Genomic DNA, 17532 nt, shown 5'->3' with positions numbered 1-17532 from the left:
ACATCCGGCTTTAACGGATATGCGGTAACCCAACGCAACCTTGCGTTGCTTCGAGACTGGAGACACCTCAATGCGTTCGCTCACGGACCAGAAGATCGCCGTCATCGGGCTGGGCTATGTCGGCCTGCCCCTCGCGGTGGAGTTCAGCAAGCATCACGCGGTAGTCGGCTTCGACGTGAACCGTCATCGCATCGACTCGTTGCGCGAAGGACACGACGCCACGCTGGAAGTCGGCGACGACGAGTTGCATGCGGCGCAATCGCTTGCATTCACCGACGATCCCGAAGCGCTCAAGGATTGCACCGTGTTCATCGCCACGGTGCCGACGCCGATCGACCGGCACAAGCGCCCCGACCTCGGCATGCTGCTGCGCGCAAGCGAAACGATAGGCGGCGCGCTCAAACCGGGCGACGTGGTGATCTATGAATCGACCGTATATCCGGGCGTGACCGAGGAGGAGTGCGTGCCCGAGCTCGAACGCGTGTCGGGCTTGCGCTTCAATGTCGATTTCTTCGCGGGCTACAGCCCCGAGCGGATCAACCCGGGCGACAAGCTGCATCGCTTGCCGGACATCAAGAAAGTGACTTCCGGGTCCACCCCCGAAGTGGCCGAAGCCGTGGATGAACTCTACAGACAGATCATCACCGCCGGCACGCACAAGGCCGCGAGCATTCGCGTGGCAGAAGCGGCAAAGGCAATCGAGAACACACAGCGCGACGTGAACATCGCGCTCGTCAACGAGTTGTCGATCATCTTCAACAAGATGGGTATCGACACCGAAGCCGTGCTGCTCGCCGCCGGCACGAAATGGAACTTCCTGAACTTCAGGCCCGGACTCGTGGGCGGTCACTGCATCGGCGTGGACCCGTATTACCTAACGCACATGGCGCAGTCGATCGGCTACAACCCGGAAATCATTCTCGCCGGACGGCGCCTGAACGACAGCATGGGCACGTATGCGGTCTCGCAACTCGTCAAGGCGATGACGCGTGCGCGCATCTATATTCCCGGCGCGCGCGTGCTCGTCATGGGACTCGCGTTCAAGGAGAACTGTCCGGACATGCGCAACTCGCGTGTGGTGGACATCGTCACTGAACTCACGCAATACGGCACGAATGTCGATGTCTACGACCCGTGGATCTCACGCGAAGACGCGTTCCACGAATACGGCATCCAGCCCGTGGAAGAGCCTGCCAAGGGCGTGTACGACGCGATCGTCGTGGCGGTATCGCACCGGCAATTCACGGAAATGGGCGCGGCCGCGCTGCATGCCTACGGCAAGGAGCAACACGTCGTCTACGATCTGAAATACGTTCTTCCCGCCGACGCAAGCGACTTGCGCCTGTAGTGCAGGCATGAAAATGACAATGAACGATCGATACGAAAGCGTGCGCGAACAATTGCGCGCACGTCCGGAGACATGGCTCATCACGGGCGTGGCCGGCTTCATCGGCTCCAACTTGCTCGAAGCGTTGCTCGCGCTCGATCAGCGCGTGGTCGGACTCGATAACTTCGCGACCGGGCACGAACGCAATCTCGAAGAAGTGCGCGAGAGCGTCGATGAAAGGCAGTGGCGGCGCTTTCGCTTCATCGAAGGCGACATCCGCAATCTGCTCGATTGTCAGGCGGCCATGCAAGGCGTGGATCACGTGCTGCACGAAGCGGCGCTCGGTTCGGTGCCGCGCTCGGTGGCCGACCCCATCGCCACGCACGAAACGAACTTGAGCGGCTTCCTGAACGTGCTATGCGCCGCGCGCGATGCGCAAGTGCAGAGCTTCACGTATGCGGCATCGAGTTCGACATATGGCGATCATCCCGGCTTGCCGAAGGTGGAAGATCGCATCGGCCAGCCGCTCTCGCCTTACGCGGTCACGAAATATGCGAACGAGCTCTATGCGTCGGTGTTCGCGCGCGCTTACGGCTTCAATGCGACGGGCCTGCGCTACTTCAACGTCTTCGGCAAGCGTCAAGACCCGGATGGCGCTTATGCCGCCGTGATTCCGAAGTGGACGGCCGCGCTCATCAACGACGAGATCGTGACCATCAACGGCGATGGTGAAACGAGCCGCGATTTCTGTTTCGTCGATAACGTCGTGCAGATGAACCTGCTCGCGGCCAAGGCGGATGCCGCGGCCCGCGGTCAGGTCTACAACGTCGCCGTGGGCGATCGCACGACGCTCGGACAACTCTTCGCGGAACTCAAGCGTCTGCTCGCCGCGCACGGCATCGCTTATGCGCGCGATGCTCAGTTTGGACCTTTTCGAGCGGGCGATGTCCGTCATTCGCAAGCCGATGTCGGCAAGGCCGAACGTCTGCTCGGATATGACGGCAAGGTGCCGTTTGCGGAAGGACTCGCGCGCGCGATGCCGTGGTACATCCGCTTTCTGGCAGAACGTGCTGGCCACGAGCCGAACCGCGTCGACGCGCTCTCGGCCATGGCCAGCGGAAAGTGAGGCCGCCACGTTGATATCACAATTTGCCGCGTTGAGAGACCGCTTGCTGCAGCTTCATCCCGACCATCTTCGCGCTGCGCGGGGTATGTCGAGAGTGGCGGCGTTCGTGCTGATCGGGCGCTCCGCGGGCGCGTTCAAGGAGATGGTGATCGCATATCGCTACGGCATCAGCAACGTGGTCGATGCCTATCAGATCACCCTCATGCTGGTTTCGTGGCTGCCGTCGGCGTGCTCCGCCATCTTCGCCATCGTTCTGGTGCCTGCATTCGTCGATCTGCGCAAGCAATCCGCGAGCGAAGAAGCGCAATTCCTGAGCGAACTCGTTACATGGTCGGCCGTGGTGGGACTCGGTTTCACCGCGATCCTGTATCTGATCTGGCCATACGTTCTGCGGCTCATGGCGGGCAATCTCGCCGTCGAGACGCAGGACATGGCGCATCACATGATGATGGTGATGGCGCCCATCGGCGTGCTCATCATGATGGTTACGGCCTACTCGACGCGTCTGCAATCGAGCGAGCGCCATATCGCGACCTTGCTCGACGGCCTGCCTGCCGTGATGACGCTTCTGCTCGTGCTGTTCTTTACCGGCAATAGCGCAATGCAGCCGCTCATGTACGGCACGTTGCTCGGATATGTCGCGCTGGTTCTGGTGCTGAGGCCGCTCGGCGGCAAGGTCGATAACAACTATGCGCGCTTGAGCTTCACGTTCCGCTCGCGCAAATGGCCGCCCGTCTATCACGCGGTACGCGTCTTCATGCTCGGTCAACTGGTGGTGTGCTGCACACCCGCGATCGATCAATACTTCGTCGCCCATCTGGGCGATGGCGCGGTCGCGACCCTCGGCTATGCGAACCGCGTGTTCGGTCTGATCATCAGCATGGGCGCGCTTGCCATTGCGCAGGGCACCTTGCCGGTGCTGTCCGACATTCTCGGCCGCGACGATCACAAGCGCGCGCGTCATACCGCGTTCCAATGGTCGCTTCTGATGCTCGGCGCGGGAACCGTCTGCGCGGCGATTGCATACCCGCTTGCGCCGTGGATGGTCGGCGTGCTGTTCCAGCGTGGCGCGTTCACCGCGCAGAACACGGAACTGGTCGCGGAACTCATGCGCTTTTCGCTCGTGCAGTTGCCGTTCTACTTCGCCTCGCTCGTGATGATGAACCTGTTGTCGGTCGAGGGACGTTACAAGGAGATGGCCATCATTACCGCACTAGGGTTTATCGTCAAAGTCGCAGCCAACACATTGCTCACGCGCTGGATCGGCATGCCGGGCGTGGTCGTCGCGACCGGCGTGATGCAGGCATCCGTCTTTTGCCTCTCAATGCTCTTCACGCGACGCATCCCGCCGCTGCGACCGACCGGAGGATTGGCTGCATGAACATCATGCTGTTGGTGAGCTCGATGGGCAGCGGCGGCGCCGAGCGCGTGGCCGCCACACTCGTGGATGCATGGAGCGAGCGCGGCGACAAGGTCACGCTCGTCGCCACGTATAGCCGCAAGCGCGCGTGCTTCTATGCGCTGTCCGACAAGGTGCGCTTCATCCAGCTTGCGGATCGGATCACGCCCACGCGCAATAAGGTTTTTGGCTACATGCAACGGCACCGGGCGTTGCGCAAGCTGATACGCGAGACCGATCCGGACGTAGTGATCAGCTTCCTCACCAACGTGAACGTGGCGAGCATTCTCGCTTGCGCGGGTCTACGCGTTCCGGTCATTGCATGCGAACACAACGATCCTTCCGTCGATGGCCGCACGCCGTTCTGGAAGTTCGCCACGCGCCTTGCTTATCCGCATGCGCGCGCGGTCACGGTACTGACCGACAACGTCGTTGGGCCGTTCAACGCGATGGTGCCCGGCATCAAGCACACGGCGGTCATGCCGAACCCGCTGCCCGACGAGCTGTTCCACCAGCCCGCGCCAACGGCAAGCCCCGATGAACGCATGCGGCTCGTTTCGCTCGGACGGCTGCATCCGCAAAAAAACTTTGGCTTATTGATCGATTCGTTCGCGGCCATCGCCCATGAATTTCCACAGTGGGATGTGTGGATCTGGGGCGAAGGAGCGGAACGCATGACGTTGCAATCGCGAATCCAGCAGCGCGGCATGAGCGGACGCATCTTCATGCCTGGCGTCACCGACAAGCCGTGGACCGAAGTGTTGCGCTCGCAGGCCTTCGTCATGTCCTCGCGCTTCGAAGGCTTTGGACTTGCGCTGGCCGAGAGCATGGCGCTCGGCGTGCCGGCAGTGGCAGTCGACTGCCCGAGCGGTCCACGCGATATCACGCGCGATGGCGAAGACGCCTTGCTCGTGCCACCTGGCGATCCCATTGCGCTCGCGCACGCATTGCGCCGCATGCTTGCCGACGAAGGTTTGCGCAAAGCGCTCTCCGTCAAGGGCGCGCAATCGGTACGCGCGCGCTATGCCGTCAGCACCATCCTGCGGGCGTGGGACGAACTCTTCGCGCGCGTGGGTATCAGCGAAACGAAAACATCGACCGGTACGGATACTGGCCTGCGTCATGCAGAAGCATCCAGCCCCGGCACGTTGAACTAGATCCTGAGAGGCAGGCGATGAACAAAGTCATTCTCTTTGCGAATACCGACTGGTATCTCTACAACTTTCGTCTTTCGCTTGCCAATCGACTTCTCGATCTCGGGCATGAGGTCATATTGCTTTCGCCGCCCGGCGAATATGGACCGCGCCTGATCGAACTCGGCTTTCGCTGGCATGCGGTGCCAATGGTCCGGCGCAGTCTCAATCCATTGCGCGAACTGAATCTCGTGCTCTGGCTCGCGCGTTTCTTTCGCGCGGAACAGGCTTCGCTCGTGCATGGCTTCACGATCAAGAGCGCGGTCTATGGGTCGCTTGCCGCGAGGCTCGCAGGCGTGCCCGCTCGCGTGAATTCGGTGGCGGGGCTGGGTTACGTTTTCACGAGCCGCGACATGAAAGCGCGCTTTTTACGGCCCGTGGTGCGCCAAGTCCTGCGTCTGGCTCTTGACGGCGAGAACTGTGCGCTGATCCTGCAAAATCCGGACGATGTAGCGATGTTCAAGAGCGCCCGTCTTGCCGATGAACAAGCCATCCACCTCATCAAAGGCTCCGGGGTAAATTGCGCGCGCTTCACGGCGCCTCCCGCCGATGCGCCTCTTTCGCACGCGCCGCTGCGCGTGCTGCTTGCGGCACGCATGCTGTGGGACAAGGGCATTGCCGAATTCATCGAGGCCGCGCGCGTGCTCAAGCGCGAGGGACGCACCATCCGCTTCATTCTTGCGGGGACGCCGGACGCGGGCAATCCCGCTTCGATCGAACAGTCGACGATAGAAGGCTGGGTGAAGGAAGGCCTCGTCGAATGGCGCGGTCATGTCAGCGACATGCCGGGTCTGTTTACAGAAACGGATGTCATGGCGCTGCCGAGTTATCGCGAAGGCTTGCCAAAGTCCCTGATCGAAGCGGCCGCGTGCGCATTGCCGCTCATCACGACCGATGCACCCGGCTGCCGCGAAGTGGTGAGCCGAAATGGCGAAGACGGGCTCGTGGTGCCGGTGCGGAATGCAACGGCGCTGGCCGACGCCATCCGCCTGCTCGACGACGATCGTCCGCTCGCGCGCAAGCTCGGACTCGCCTCGCGCGAGAAGGCGCTGCGCGAATTCGATGAAGCGATCGTCATCGACAGGACCCTTGCGGTGTATCGCGCGCTCGCGCCCGCGACATCGACGGCGAGTGCGACCGCATCCGTCGAGATCACGCCTTGAAGATCGTTCACGTCATCACCGCATTGCCCGCGGACGGCGCGGAGATGATGCTATATCGACTGATTCGCGCATCGCGCGGCGAAGGCGTCGAGCATGCGGTCATCTCGCTGTCGTCCGAAGACACGCTGGCGGCGCGCATTCGTGAGGCGGGCGCCGAAGTGCGCATACTCGGCATGAGCAAGAGTCTGCCGGAGCCGCGCAAGTTAGTGCAACTCGTGCGCTGGATCGACGAACTCGAACCCGATGTCGTTCAGACCTGGCTTTATCACGGCGATCTGATGGGCGGACTCGCGGTCACGGCCGTGAGAGCATGGCGCAAGAAACGGCTGCCGCTCGCCTGGGGCATTCATCACACGGACCTTCGTTCGAGCGGCAGCAGCCGCATGACGCGCTGGGTGACGCGAGCATGCGCGCTGCTGTCGAACCACGTGCCCGATGCGATCATCTGCTGCGGCGAAGCTGCACGGCGCGCGCATGTTGAAGGCGGTTACTGCGCGAAGAAGATGATCGCGGTTCCAAACGGCTTCGAACTCGATGTCTTCAAGCCCGCGCCAGCGTCTCACAAGGCATTACGCGAAAACCACGGCTTCGCTGCGGATGCGCCGGTCGTCGGCATCATGGGCCGGTATCACGCGGTCAAGGACTATCCCAACTTCATCGCGGCAGTGCGGCGTGTGCTGCAATCGTTGCCGCAGTGCCGCTTCGTGATGGCAGGCAATGGACTCGACGATGACAACCGCGAGCTCGTCGAACTCATTCGCAGTGAAGGCGTGGCACATGCATGCCGCTTGCTTGGACCGCTTAAGCATCCTGAAGCGCTATTGGCGGGGCTCGATGTCTTCTGTCTTTCGTCACGCAGCGAGGGATTGCCGACCGTCATCGGCGAAGCCATGGCATGCGAGACGCCATGCGTGGCGACCGACGTCGGCGATACCGCGTGGCTCATCGGGGAAACGGGAACCGTCGTGCCGCCTCGGAATGCCGATGCGCTGGCGCAGGCGCTCGTCGACATGTTGATGCTGCCGCGGACGCGGCGCGCGGCGCTCGGCGTGGCGGCGAGAGAGAGAATCGACAGGTTTTTTTCGATCGAAGCGAGCTGGCGTCGCTATGAGGACATCTACTTGCGAATCAGCGAACGAAGAGGCTCAGTAGATGAAGCGTCGGCGCCAGTCGCACAGGTGTCGGCGAATGAACGACACATTGGTTCCGGTCAATAACCGCGCACCGGAAGATTTTGCACACGCTTCGTCATTTCGGATGTCCCGAACCCGGCCCGGAATGGCCCGCGCCTTTAGTCTTCAGCTCGCCCGCCTTATGCGAACGTGACCAGATGCTCGTGCGCCCTTGCTCCTCGCGCCGGCGGCGGCGCGAGGGCAGCAGTACGTCGGCAAGCGCGAGCAACGCAAGCGCGACGACAGCGAAGAAGGCGATCGTGCCAATGATGACGGCGAGATCCATTGAATCTCCAGACTTTTCCTGCGTTTTCGGAGATGGCGTTTCGTGACGCCCGATACTTTCTTAGAGCACCATCCATGCCAATCGTTTTCGGCATCTCCGTCTAAAAAGCTTGGCAAGGTAAAGCGCCGCGCAAAGAAAAATCGGTGCGCCAAGCACCGACACCGGGCGCGCGCTGAACGCGCGCCCTCTTTTCGACATGTTGCCTCGCTAAACGCTCAACGCGTGTAGACCATGTTGGTGACTTCGACCGTCGGACCGGCGTTGTCCCAATCAGTCTTGCTAAAGCCAAGCGCTGAATGCATATAGACTGGCGACGCGCTCGTGATATGACCCGTTACCGAATGGCCGTTTAGCGCAAGGCCACCGACTTCATACGCGACATGATTGGCGTTGTTGTCGCGATGGTTCGAGATATCGATCGAGACTACCTTGTTCACCGAACCTGGCAAGGCGCCCAGATAAATCAGAATGCCATAGCGGCAGCTGTTCGTCGTTGGGCTGATGATCTTGATGTTCTGCAGCACGGCGTTGTTGTTGTTGGGTTCGATGTCGAGGCCCGCCGAAGGCAACGTGCCGCCGATGTTTTCCCAGGTCGGCGTATCGAACGTGATATTCGCGCCACTCGTGATCGTTGCGCCCTGACGGCGGCAACCGGTCGCGTGGTGCTTCGTAATGTTGACCGTGTTGCTCGGCGTCGTCAGGCTGCGATACGAGTTGCCGATGTAGATGCCGTCGCCCCAGCAGTTGATCGTGGTCGGCGAGGTGATCGTCACGTTGGTCGAACCCGCGATGGAGATGCCCATGCCCTGGCCGCCGTCGTTCGGATCGTTGGTCGCGGAGTTGAGTTCCTTGCTGCCGTCGAGCGAGGCGTTTTCAATCTGCACGTTCTGGGCATCCCAGACGCGCAGGATCTGATAGCTGGCGACGTTGTGGGCGAGCAGCTTGATCGACGCGCCGCTTGCGAAACGCAGGTGCGAGTTCGTGCGCAGGTCGAGGCCGGCCGCATCGATACGGCTCTTGCCGGTGATCAGCAGAATCTTGCCGACTGAACCGTCGATCGCTTTCTGAAGCGCGACGCGGTCGTTGGTAGTGCCATCGCCCTTCACGCCGAAGGACGTGTCGGTGACCGTGCCGGATGTCGTCGCGGCCTGCGTCGACGAAGCGACCGCCGGTGTCGAAGCAGCTTGGGTGCTTGAGGCGGAACTGGTGCCGGACGCACGGCGGCGGCGCTTGGAGACGGAATCAGCAACATCTCCTTCACCGCCGCCACCGCATGCGGAAAGTGCGAGCGATCCGGTGCTGGCCATCACCGCAGTGAGAAACTTGCGACGCGTGAAGATTCGATCGATCTGATCAGCAAATTGCATTGGAGTAACAGGAGTTTTTTTGGTCAAGGACATGAGCTCGAAGTTATCAATGGGCGTCTGACGAACAGATTCGCCGTGTCAGCTTTCGGATTGGATTTTCACGACTCGGATGACCCTCGGAAGGACCAGCAAACTCGCGCACTCGTTTGAACGGCATTAATTACCTTTAGCGAAATTAATTTCGCATCTAATAAGGCATTAAATACCGACTACGGATCGTATGATACAGATCGTTGTATGACGAATAGAGAGGAATCGTAACTATCTGTAACTGAATAACGGGGACAGGGCCGAATTTTCTGGCTCATGCAACGCGCGATCGCACGTCAGGCGGGAAAAGCGCTTCTCTATTGCGCATATAATCGGATGAATCAGCCATTCTCGAATATTTTGCGAAAAGTAATTTTGTCGCAGTGAAACAACGGCTATTCATCAGATTAATGAAGGAAATTTTCCGTTAATTCTTCTAGTCAGCTGATTGTAGATCTTTCAGCAAAATCTTTGATTTTCGTGTTTAGCTTGTTTCCCGCAACGCTGAGCGCACGGAATTAAACAAGCTTAATCGGTCATTTTCAAACCGCTCTGAGTTGTGAACAGATTCGCTTCTAGGCCTTTCTACGCCTGTTCTTTGCCCAAGGATTTTTCTGGCCGAACGTTCGAACGCCAGACATTAACGCTCGCTTTCTTAAGCATTCGTTGTGCGCCAGAAATGGCGAATGCCACGCGTCCCCAGTTCGTTTGCGCAAGTTGCAGACTGCAAACCATTGCGGTATTGCCCCGGCTCCAGTACGGCTTGAACGTTTCTGCGCCGATGCCGAGGTCGAAATCCAGACGCTGCTCGATTGCCCACCGAACCCATGCCTCGGTTGAAACCGCGCCGGGTGCGAATTTCCCAAAGCGCTTATCGAAACTCGCAATCAGACCGATCATGCTCTTTGCGCCGAGACCGATCATGTTCACGGCGAGAATCTCGCCATCGAGTTTCAGGACCATGAGCTTTGCACATGCGAGGGGATGACAATGATTCAGCAGCTCGATTAGATAATTGCGGAAGGTTTCCTCCCACAGCCAACTGCCCTTCTTGTCGACGCGTTCGCCCCACTCGCGCTTTCTCGCCAGCATCCAGTCGACCATGCGCGCGTTCTCTTCACGGTCGTGCGGGCCGAGAATACACACCTCGAACTTGCCTTCGCGGTCGAGTCGTTCACGCAACTGGCCGGGTCGCTTGCCCGAAAGCTTGCCCAAGCCAATGACCAATTCATCCCAACAATTCACTTCCGAAAGTTTAGCCACGGCATAGGGATGTTCCTTGGCGAGCATGATCCCCGGATGCTCCGCAGCGAGCCGATACAACTCGCTTTTGCAATCGACATACGGAAGCAAAACAATATCGCCCTTCCCTAGGTCACGCGCCGCCTGCCAGATCGATTGCGACAGATCCGGCGATGCATACGCGGGATCGGTCAGCACGGTCGTATAGTCTGCCGATTCAGAGCTAAGTGGCCGAAGCACGTTCCAGAGACGATTGCGCGAATGCACGAGCGGCCAAATGGCGACGATACGTTCCTCGCGCCGCGCAGTAATGATGCAAAGTGACCGTCCCGCAGGTTTGGCGACATGACGCCAAACCAATGAGCAGACCGCAAACGATTCATGATGCCGCCCGTCAGCGAGCGTCCAAAGTTCATCCCATTCTTTATGCAGCGCTTCGAATTCGTCAGGACTTTTAATCAGATCGATCACATATTTGGCCGTATTCATAGGCAGCTCCGGCGTCGTTATTCGAGGTCCGCTTGATCATGGATCTGCAACCGCACAAGCGTGCCCTCATAGCGCGCACTTAAGCACAAGCTTGGCTCTCCTTCGAGTCAAGATCTTGCATCGAATAGCAAACTGCCCAACGTGCGATGGCGTACAGTGGTGCATGCGATTGGTCTTTACGCTCCAGTAAGTTCCTATACAGGGTCGCGCAGGAGACGGCGCGACTTCGTCTCGATAGAACGCACATCCTCATGCTGTCACCGGTCCGCGACAAGCGGCCTGCAACACGGCGCTTCATCTGCGAGGCGGCCCGGTGCAATCGTCCATCTTTGGCGGCGAACGGGATGATCAAAGCGGCATACACACAAAGCGAACGGCTTTCATGAACCGAGTTGTGAGGGACAATGGATAACGAATGCTATTCAGTAAGCTCTTCACCTATCGAGCCAAGCTCAAAACCGGTTAAAAAGAAAATCAGGGAAAACGTCAAGAACGATTCGAGCACCACTAAAGCAGAAGGCATCGTGGAGCGCTCCATCTTTCATGAGCCCTGGTGGCTTGAAGCGGCGACCGACGGTAAATGGGGCATTGCTGAAGTAAAGCAGGGCGATGTCGTCATTGGGGAAATGCCTTATATGTTCGAGCGTAAAGGCATCTGGCGCATATCCGTGCTGCCGCCTTTGACGCGCACGCTTGGCCCTGTCATCAAACCGCAACGTTTAGGTAGTGGCGAGCGCGAATGGTGTTATCGAATGGACATCACGAATCAGCTCGTCTCGAAGATTCCGGCGTGTGCGCATTTTCATCAATTGATGGACACGCGTATGTCGCAAGCCGAAGCTATTGCATTTTCGCTGCATGGCTTCGATGTCTCCATAGGCTATACGCTCGAGTTGCCGGCTGATCGAAGCGAAGCCGAGGCATGGTCGGCGCTGCGGCGCAATACACGCAATTGGCTGCGTCGCGCCACCGAACGGCTTACCGTGCGCGAAATAAACAGCCCCGACGCCTTCACGGATTTCTACGACGCCAACCTCGCCGTGCGCAAACGCAATAACGTGTACGGCTCGCAGATCATGCGCCGCGTGCTCGGCGAAGTCATCAAGCGCAATGCAGGTGTCATGCTTGGTGCATTCGACGAGAACGGCCAACTCGTCGCCGAGACCGCGCTCGTGTGGGATACGCGTGCCGTGTACTACCTGCTGTCATCGCGCGCGGCGGATGCACACGGCGGCGCAATAAGTCTTCTGATTTGGGAAGGCGCGCGCGTGGCGCGAGAACGCAAACTCATTTTCGATTTCGACGGCATTTCCACCGCTACCATTCTCGACTTTCTATCGGGCTTCGGAGGACGCCTTGTAACGCGCTATGAAATTGAACGCATGCGCGCGGATTACGGCGCCCTGCGCACCGTACTAAGAGGCGAGAAGATGGCAATCCGCACTGGCGCGCGACGCTTGCGCAAGGCAACGCTCGATAAAACGTGAATCATGCAGGCGAATGACCGCGCCATTGCTTGCCATGCGCGGTCATAAGCCGAGGAAATACGCGTACACGCCCTCGTAATAGCTCTTGATGATTTCCGCAGTCAGCACCAGCAATATTCCCACGGTCCACCAGCATACGAAGCGATTCTTGAAGCGCGTCTGCCCGACGAGAAACGGCAGCAGCAAGGGCACGCAATACCATACGCGCCCTTTGCCGAAGGGAAACAGCAAGAAGGCCAGCACCAGATAAAGCACGAGGGCGACGTCCATGAAACAGAGGTCGCGCCATGCCTGAGCCTTGCCCGCCTGCTTCGTTTTCCATTCCGTATAAAGCATGACAAGTGCCGCCGTCATATAAACCACGAGGAGAATCACCAGTTTGATCGTGAAATCGTTCTGGTAGCCCGCATATTCGTCGATACGACGGCCGCCAAAGTTCTTGAAGAGAAAGCCCGCCGACGAAACCAGCACGACCGCCACCGCCGAAGCGCTTCCCAACGCGAGCCATCTGCGATTGCCCCATGGACGCATTGCGATAAGCAGGAGCGCGGGCACCGCGAACGTGGTGTGAATAAAACTTGCGAGCAGCCATCCCGTTACGGGTCTTTGATAGCGCAAGGACACGAGCATGGCGATAGAGAACGCCATCCCCTGGCGAATCTGAAATAGTCCGACAGTGGCGAGCGCCATCGGCACGACACACCAGAGCACGAGACCCAGCAATGGCCGGCGTACTTCCAGAAGCGCAATGAAGATCAGCGCGTTGAGCAGCACCACCGTAAGTCGCACACCGGCATCGGGTGTAAAGCCCAATGCGTTCAAACCGACGACCCAAGCGCGCCAACCGAATTCCTCGGTGATCGTGCTGATGACGAAACTAACCGTGGATTTGCGTTCCTCGTAAGTATTGAGGAACCAGTCCCACGTGGTCTTACGAAAGTATTCGAGGTAATTGTCCTGATCGAGCAACGTCGGCACATTGCGTACGCCCGTCGCCATCACATACAGGACGACGAGCGCGAGAATGATGAACAGCAAGCCATTCGGCGTCGCTAGATAGGAATGAGCACGCGCACGAGGACGGGAAGGAGAAACGCTTCGCGCTTCCATTGCTCTTGCTCTCATCTAGGAATTCCCTTGCTAGCGCGATTCTGATGATATTAGCGACAACCCGCTGAGGGTGTCGTGAGTACATGCGACCCGTCTGTACGTTGTCGCACGACATGTGGCTTAACGGATGAGGCGTAACCCGGACACGACGATAGCCGGCCCGCGCTTATCGTAGTCGACGCTTTCGACTGAGGCTAGCCGCGAATTCACCCATACCGGCGAGACATTCGTCACGCTACCTTTCACCGTCCATCCTTTAGTGTCGAGACCGGATACGCTAAAGGCATTGTCGGAAGAAGATTCATCGCGCTGTCCGCTTATTTCTATGCTTACGGTCTTAGGCTTGGGGCCGGGCAATTCCGCGAGATAAACGAGAATGCCGATACTGCATCGGCGCGTAAGCGGATCGACAATGCGAATGTCTTCGAGCACGTCGCGATTGGAGTTCGGTTCGATATCGATGCCTGCCGAAGGCGCTGTTCCACCGATGTCTTCCCACACACCACGTTCGATCAGCACGTTCATTCCACTGATGAGCGACACACCCTGACGCCTGCACGCACGCGCATGATGATCGCGGACGACAATATTGCGGGATCGTCGCGTCGCCCGTTCATAACTATTGGCGATATAAAGGCCATCGCCCCAACAGCCGATCGTCGTGGCCGAGTTTATCGTGACATTCGTGCTCCCCGCGATGGAAATGCCCATACCGTAGCCACCGTCGTGTGTTTCGGGCGGCGCTGCGTTGAGCTCCTTGCTGCCATCCAGCGTCGCATTTTCCAGCAGCACGTTATCCGCATCCCAGATACGGATCATCTGATAAGAAGGCGTGTCGTGAGGCAACAGCTTGATCGATGCGCCATCCGCAAAACGCAGATGCGTACTGCTGTGCAGATCCAGACCTCGCGTATCCATTCGACACCGACCTTCTATCAACAAGGTCTTGCCGACGGTACTGTCTATCGCGGCTTGAAGACGCGCGCGGTCATTGCTCTTACCGTCGCCTTTCACACCGAACGTGCTTGCCCGTATAAGCTCAGTCGAATCATTTGTTTGCGCATGCGCGCGATGCGGCGCAAGGGTTTGCACCAATGCACACGATGCAAAAACCTTTAATGCAGTTCTTCTATCGAGCATATCGTAATGGTTCAACGCGTTGAATAAAGCATTCACGGGATGGACCCGCATCGCGACTCACATCTTCGACTCTGAAGACCTTTAGGTCTATTGTCACGCCTGACGCGCGTCTTAGCGGTGGCCAATGAAGCGCTCCGATCCAAAGGTTTTCATCGGACGAGAGATCTTCGACGACCTTGCACGCGGGTCACGCCCACCGCTATTTCATTCGTTGTTAGTCCAATTGAAAGCCAAGCTGCTTCGCTCGTATCAACGATCAGTGTCAGCATTTCGCTAACGCTTTGCCACAGGCTTGACTCGATAATGTTCAACAATGCTTAGAGCACAAAAGTCGTCGTCGAAGCGCTAGCAAATTTGAATCGATACGCGGTCTAGCCCACATTTCATCTTCAAAAAAAGATGCTCACTTCGCTGCACTCCGCGAGATGATATTTGGACTCCGAAAGGCATTTAATGATGGGGGTTTCCCTAATTAATCAGTAAATACGGCAAAAAGCAAATGGCTTGATGAAACAGCCGTTAGCCGTAAGCGCGATGTACCGCCTTGTCATCTCATTCCGTTGCTGTTCGTTTTTCAGTTTCGTCGATGTTGCGCCGCTTACTTCCTGGACTATCTGCATGCTTCGGTCTCGCCGAACGATAGTTCGTCCTCACTGAAATTAACGACCGTCCGCGTTTAAGACGAGCATAAGACAATGCTAAACCTCGCTCTCGGTTGCCTGACTTCGTTTTGTCTGACTCTTTGGATCGTGCGTTATGCGAGTCATGCGGGATCGCATTTACTCGACACCGACCTCAATGGAGTGCAGAAGAATCATGCGGTCCCCGTGCCACGCGTGGGCGGTGCGGCCATCGTCGGCGGAACGGCAATTACGTTCATGATGGGCGGCCTATTCGGTGCGAATCCACGCGGCGAGTCGATGCTGTTATTGGCGTGCGCCGCTTTACCGTTCCTGGCCGGCTGTCTCGAAGACCTGACCAAGCATGTAAGCCCGCGTGCGCGTCTGCTCGCGGCCATGGCAGGGTCGATCGGTGGCGTCTATGCGTTGCATGCGGTATTGGTTCGCGTGGATCTGCCGGTGGTCGATCACGGGCTTCAACTCATGCCGCTTGCGGTCGGCCTCACCGTGCTGACCGTGTCGGGGCTCACGAACGCAATCAATCTCATCGACGGCATGAATGGCCTCGCATCTGTCTCGTCCATCCTGATCTTCGCTTCGATAGGGTTCGTCGCGCATCAAGTCGGCGACTGGCTGGTCATGAGCGTCGCGTTGACCATGATCGGCACCATCCTTGGCTTCGTCGTATGGAATTATCCAGGCGCCCACATTTTCCTGGGCGATGGCGGTGCATACTTTATCGGCTTTGTCATGGCCGAATTGCTCGTGCTGCTGATCGCGCGACATCCTTCCGTGTCGGCGTGGTATGCGGCTGTCGTCGCTATCTATCCGCTCTTCGAAACCGTGTTCTCGATCTATCGCCGCAAGTTCGTGCGAGGCCGCCCCGTGAGCGAACCAGATGGCGTGCACCTTCACACGCTCATTTACAAGCGTATTGCACTCAAAGGATCGGACTATACCGATGTGCGTCAGCGTGCGCGCCGCAATGGCCGCACATCGCCTTATCTGTGGGTGTTGTGCGCTGTGGGCGTCGCGCCCGCAACGGTGTTCTGGGACCGGCCGCTTGCGCTTTTCGTCACCGGCGCGATGTTCATCGCGGTCTACGTATGGTTCTATGCAAGCATCGTGCGTTTCAGGACGCCGCGTTTTCTCACCGCGCATTCGGCGATTGCTCCGACCGCATCCGAAACCCGCCGTTGATCACGCAGGCTCGGCGGCAGGCAAGCTTGTTTGATCGACCAATCGCGTGGCCGCCAGCTCGCTAAGCTCCTCCATGTTGAGCGAAGCGAAGCCGTGGCGTTCGCGCAGCAGAACATAGTGCTCGGCAATGCGCTCAAGAAACGCGATGTTCTGCGCGGTATTGCGGCCGAAGTTATGCGGATGCCACCAGAGGTGATAAAGGCGCTTGTTGAGCGCCGCATCGGTCATGGCATTTTTTATTCGTCCAAGGCGCAAGCCATCGAGCATTGCCCATTTGCTTGAATAAGGCCTAAGAAAACTGCTTGCCGGAAAATTGAAAGGCGCGCTTTCGAAGCATGAATCGAGCGCATGGGTATTGTGTCCGGACACGTTCATATAAGCATCGAGCAAACGCGTTGCGCGGCGCAGATAGCCTTGCCCTGCCTTGTCGGAGGCCGCATAAGCGTGACCGCCTTGTGTTCCGCGATAACACACGATGCCATGCCGCGCGAGCGCCGCAAGGTAGTCTTCATTGCACTGGTTGCGCGGAAATACGATGCTCTTCAACCGCAAGCCTGCGCGCCTGGCAACCTCCGTGGCGCATTCGATATCCGCTTCGAATTCGCGCAAGCCCTGACCTTGTTCTAGACAGTAGTAATGCGAATAGGTGTGCGTGCCGATAGCCTGACCAGGCTGCTCCGCAATGCGTTCGACGAGTTCGGGCGCGAAGTGATAAAGCGGATCGAGCGCCTGGCCTGCATCGATATATTCATAAGGGGAAATGTCTGCGCGCACGTAATTCGGCCGCAGGGAAGGCGGCGGTAAAGCCGCGCGAAGTTCATCCGCATTGCGATGAAAAAGAAAGCCTACCGTGGCCCATGTCGCGTGAATGCCGTTTGCGGCAAAGACATCGAGCATGCGCGGAATGGCCTCGCGCACGCCGCGCAGGTTCGCGCCATAGCTCTCGATGGTACGCGTCTCGCGCACGCCCCAGAGCAATTCGAAGTCAAGCGAGACCGTGAACACCCCATGGTCGAAGGTCATGAAGCGGCTTTTCGTCGTGGAAGAGAAATGGATCAGGCGAACGATGCTTGATGCATGCGCATGTTCGCTGATTTCCCCGCCGACGATGGTGGGCTACCGCACTTAGACGAAGCGGGCCATCGACGATGGCCCGCTTGACGTTCTCACCGAGTCCCGCT

Annotated in this window: 14 protein-coding genes; 8 read left to right on the top strand and 6 right to left on the bottom strand. The window is 58.4% G+C overall.

All coding sequences use genetic code 11. The features are described from left to right. Positions 1–70: 70 nt before the first annotated feature. The 6 genes from tviB (at position 71) to LDZ28_RS25255 (ending at position 7425) form a co-directional block, all read left to right on the top strand. Positions 71–1348, top strand: a complete 1278-nt coding sequence (gene tviB, locus LDZ28_RS25280; RefSeq protein ID WP_244830153.1) for a Vi polysaccharide biosynthesis UDP-N-acetylglucosamine C-6 dehydrogenase TviB — start codon at positions 71–73, stop codon at positions 1346–1348. Positions 1349–1367: 19 nt separating this feature from the next. Next, the gene (locus LDZ28_RS25275) at positions 1368–2453 is read left to right on the top strand and encodes an SDR family oxidoreductase (RefSeq protein WP_244830152.1); all 1086 of its coding nucleotides are present in this window, start codon (positions 1368–1370) and stop codon (positions 2451–2453) included. 85 nt (positions 2454–2538) lie between these two features. Beyond that, the gene (gene murJ, locus LDZ28_RS25270) at positions 2539–3834 is read left to right on the top strand and encodes a murein biosynthesis integral membrane protein MurJ (RefSeq protein WP_244830151.1); all 1296 of its coding nucleotides are present in this window, start codon (positions 2539–2541) and stop codon (positions 3832–3834) included. Further along, positions 3831–5009 (top strand): glycosyltransferase family 4 protein, encoded by a 1179-nt coding sequence (locus LDZ28_RS25265; protein ID WP_244830150.1) that lies wholly within the window; start codon positions 3831–3833, stop codon positions 5007–5009. Before murJ ends, LDZ28_RS25265 begins: the two co-directional genes overlap by 4 nt. Positions 5010–5026: 17 nt before the next feature. Further along, entirely contained in the window at positions 5027–6208 is a 1182-nt protein-coding gene (locus LDZ28_RS25260) for a glycosyltransferase family 4 protein (protein WP_244830149.1), read from the top strand. After that, positions 6205–7425 (top strand): glycosyltransferase, encoded by a 1221-nt coding sequence (locus LDZ28_RS25255; protein WP_244830148.1) that lies wholly within the window; start codon positions 6205–6207, stop codon positions 7423–7425. Before LDZ28_RS25260 ends, LDZ28_RS25255 begins: the two co-directional genes overlap by 4 nt. A 31-nt stretch (positions 7426–7456) precedes the next feature. On the opposite strand, the gene LDZ28_RS25250 is transcribed toward LDZ28_RS25255, so the two are convergent. From LDZ28_RS25250 to LDZ28_RS25240, 3 genes are all read right to left on the bottom strand, one after another. Next, complete coding sequence (locus tag LDZ28_RS25250; RefSeq protein ID WP_244830147.1) at positions 7457–7666, bottom strand: hypothetical protein; 210 nt, start codon at positions 7664–7666, stop codon at positions 7457–7459. 215 nt (positions 7667–7881) lie between these two features. Further along, the gene (locus LDZ28_RS25245) at positions 7882–9033 is read right to left on the bottom strand and encodes a hypothetical protein (RefSeq protein ID WP_244830146.1); all 1152 of its coding nucleotides are present in this window, start codon (positions 9031–9033) and stop codon (positions 7882–7884) included. A gap of 615 nt (positions 9034–9648) precedes the next feature. Then, positions 9649–10794 (bottom strand): GNAT family N-acetyltransferase, encoded by a 1146-nt coding sequence (locus LDZ28_RS25240; protein ID WP_244830145.1) that lies wholly within the window; start codon positions 10792–10794, stop codon positions 9649–9651. Positions 10795–11318: 524 nt separating this feature from the next. Between LDZ28_RS25240 and LDZ28_RS25235 the strand changes: the two genes are divergently transcribed. Continuing rightward, the gene (locus LDZ28_RS25235) at positions 11319–12281 is read left to right on the top strand and encodes a GNAT family N-acetyltransferase (RefSeq protein ID WP_244830144.1); all 963 of its coding nucleotides are present in this window, start codon (positions 11319–11321) and stop codon (positions 12279–12281) included. A gap of 42 nt (positions 12282–12323) precedes the next feature. On the opposite strand, the gene LDZ28_RS25230 is transcribed toward LDZ28_RS25235, so the two are convergent. Together LDZ28_RS25230 and LDZ28_RS25225 are read right to left on the bottom strand one after the other, a co-directional pair. Next, complete coding sequence (locus tag LDZ28_RS25230; RefSeq protein ID WP_244830143.1) at positions 12324–13319, bottom strand: EpsG family protein; 996 nt, start codon at positions 13317–13319, stop codon at positions 12324–12326. Between the two features lie 192 nt (positions 13320–13511). Further along, on the bottom strand, positions 13512–14309 hold the full coding sequence (locus LDZ28_RS25225; RefSeq protein WP_244830142.1) for a right-handed parallel beta-helix repeat-containing protein: 798 nt from the start codon (positions 14307–14309) through the stop codon (positions 13512–13514). A gap of 917 nt (positions 14310–15226) precedes the next feature. Here LDZ28_RS25225 and LDZ28_RS25220 point away from each other — a divergent pair. Next, positions 15227–16351: a glycosyltransferase gene (locus LDZ28_RS25220; protein WP_244830141.1), complete on the top strand. Its 1125-nt coding sequence runs from the start codon at positions 15227–15229 to the stop codon at positions 16349–16351. On the opposite strand, the gene LDZ28_RS25215 is transcribed toward LDZ28_RS25220, so the two are convergent. Continuing rightward, on the bottom strand, positions 16352–17374 hold the full coding sequence (locus LDZ28_RS25215; RefSeq protein WP_244830140.1) for a polysaccharide deacetylase family protein: 1023 nt from the start codon (positions 17372–17374) through the stop codon (positions 16352–16354). Positions 17375–17532: the final 158 nt, after the last annotated feature.

Source organism: Caballeronia sp. TF1N1 (genome assembly GCF_022878925.1).
In the GTDB taxonomy this organism is placed as follows: domain Bacteria; phylum Pseudomonadota; class Gammaproteobacteria; order Burkholderiales; family Burkholderiaceae; genus Caballeronia.
Note: the sequence above shows the minus strand (reverse complement) of the source record. Positions and strands in the feature narration are given on the sequence as shown.

Coding starts and splice junctions, on each gene's coding strand:
- LDZ28_RS25215 (WP_244830140.1), bottom strand. CDS start 17,374: ATGACCTTCGACCATGGGGTGTTCACGGTCTCGCTTGACTTCGAATTG.
- tviB (WP_244830153.1), top strand. CDS start 71: ATGCGTTCGCTCACGGACCAGAAGATCGCCGTCATCGGGCTGGGCTAT.
- LDZ28_RS25265 (WP_244830150.1), top strand. CDS start 3,831: ATGAACATCATGCTGTTGGTGAGCTCGATGGGCAGCGGCGGCGCCGAG.
- LDZ28_RS25250 (WP_244830147.1), bottom strand. CDS start 7,666: ATGGATCTCGCCGTCATCATTGGCACGATCGCCTTCTTCGCTGTCGTC.
- murJ (WP_244830151.1), top strand. CDS start 2,539: ATGTCGAGAGTGGCGGCGTTCGTGCTGATCGGGCGCTCCGCGGGCGCG.
- LDZ28_RS25225 (WP_244830142.1), bottom strand. CDS start 14,309: ATGGATACGCGAGGTCTGGATCTGCACAGCAGTACGCATCTGCGTTTT.
- LDZ28_RS25260 (WP_244830149.1), top strand. CDS start 5,027: ATGAACAAAGTCATTCTCTTTGCGAATACCGACTGGTATCTCTACAAC.
- LDZ28_RS25220 (WP_244830141.1), top strand. CDS start 15,227: ATGCTAAACCTCGCTCTCGGTTGCCTGACTTCGTTTTGTCTGACTCTT.
- LDZ28_RS25275 (WP_244830152.1), top strand. CDS start 1,368: ATGAACGATCGATACGAAAGCGTGCGCGAACAATTGCGCGCACGTCCG.
- LDZ28_RS25245 (WP_244830146.1), bottom strand. CDS start 9,033: ATGCAATTTGCTGATCAGATCGATCGAATCTTCACGCGTCGCAAGTTT.
- LDZ28_RS25240 (WP_244830145.1), bottom strand. CDS start 10,794: ATGAATACGGCCAAATATGTGATCGATCTGATTAAAAGTCCTGACGAA.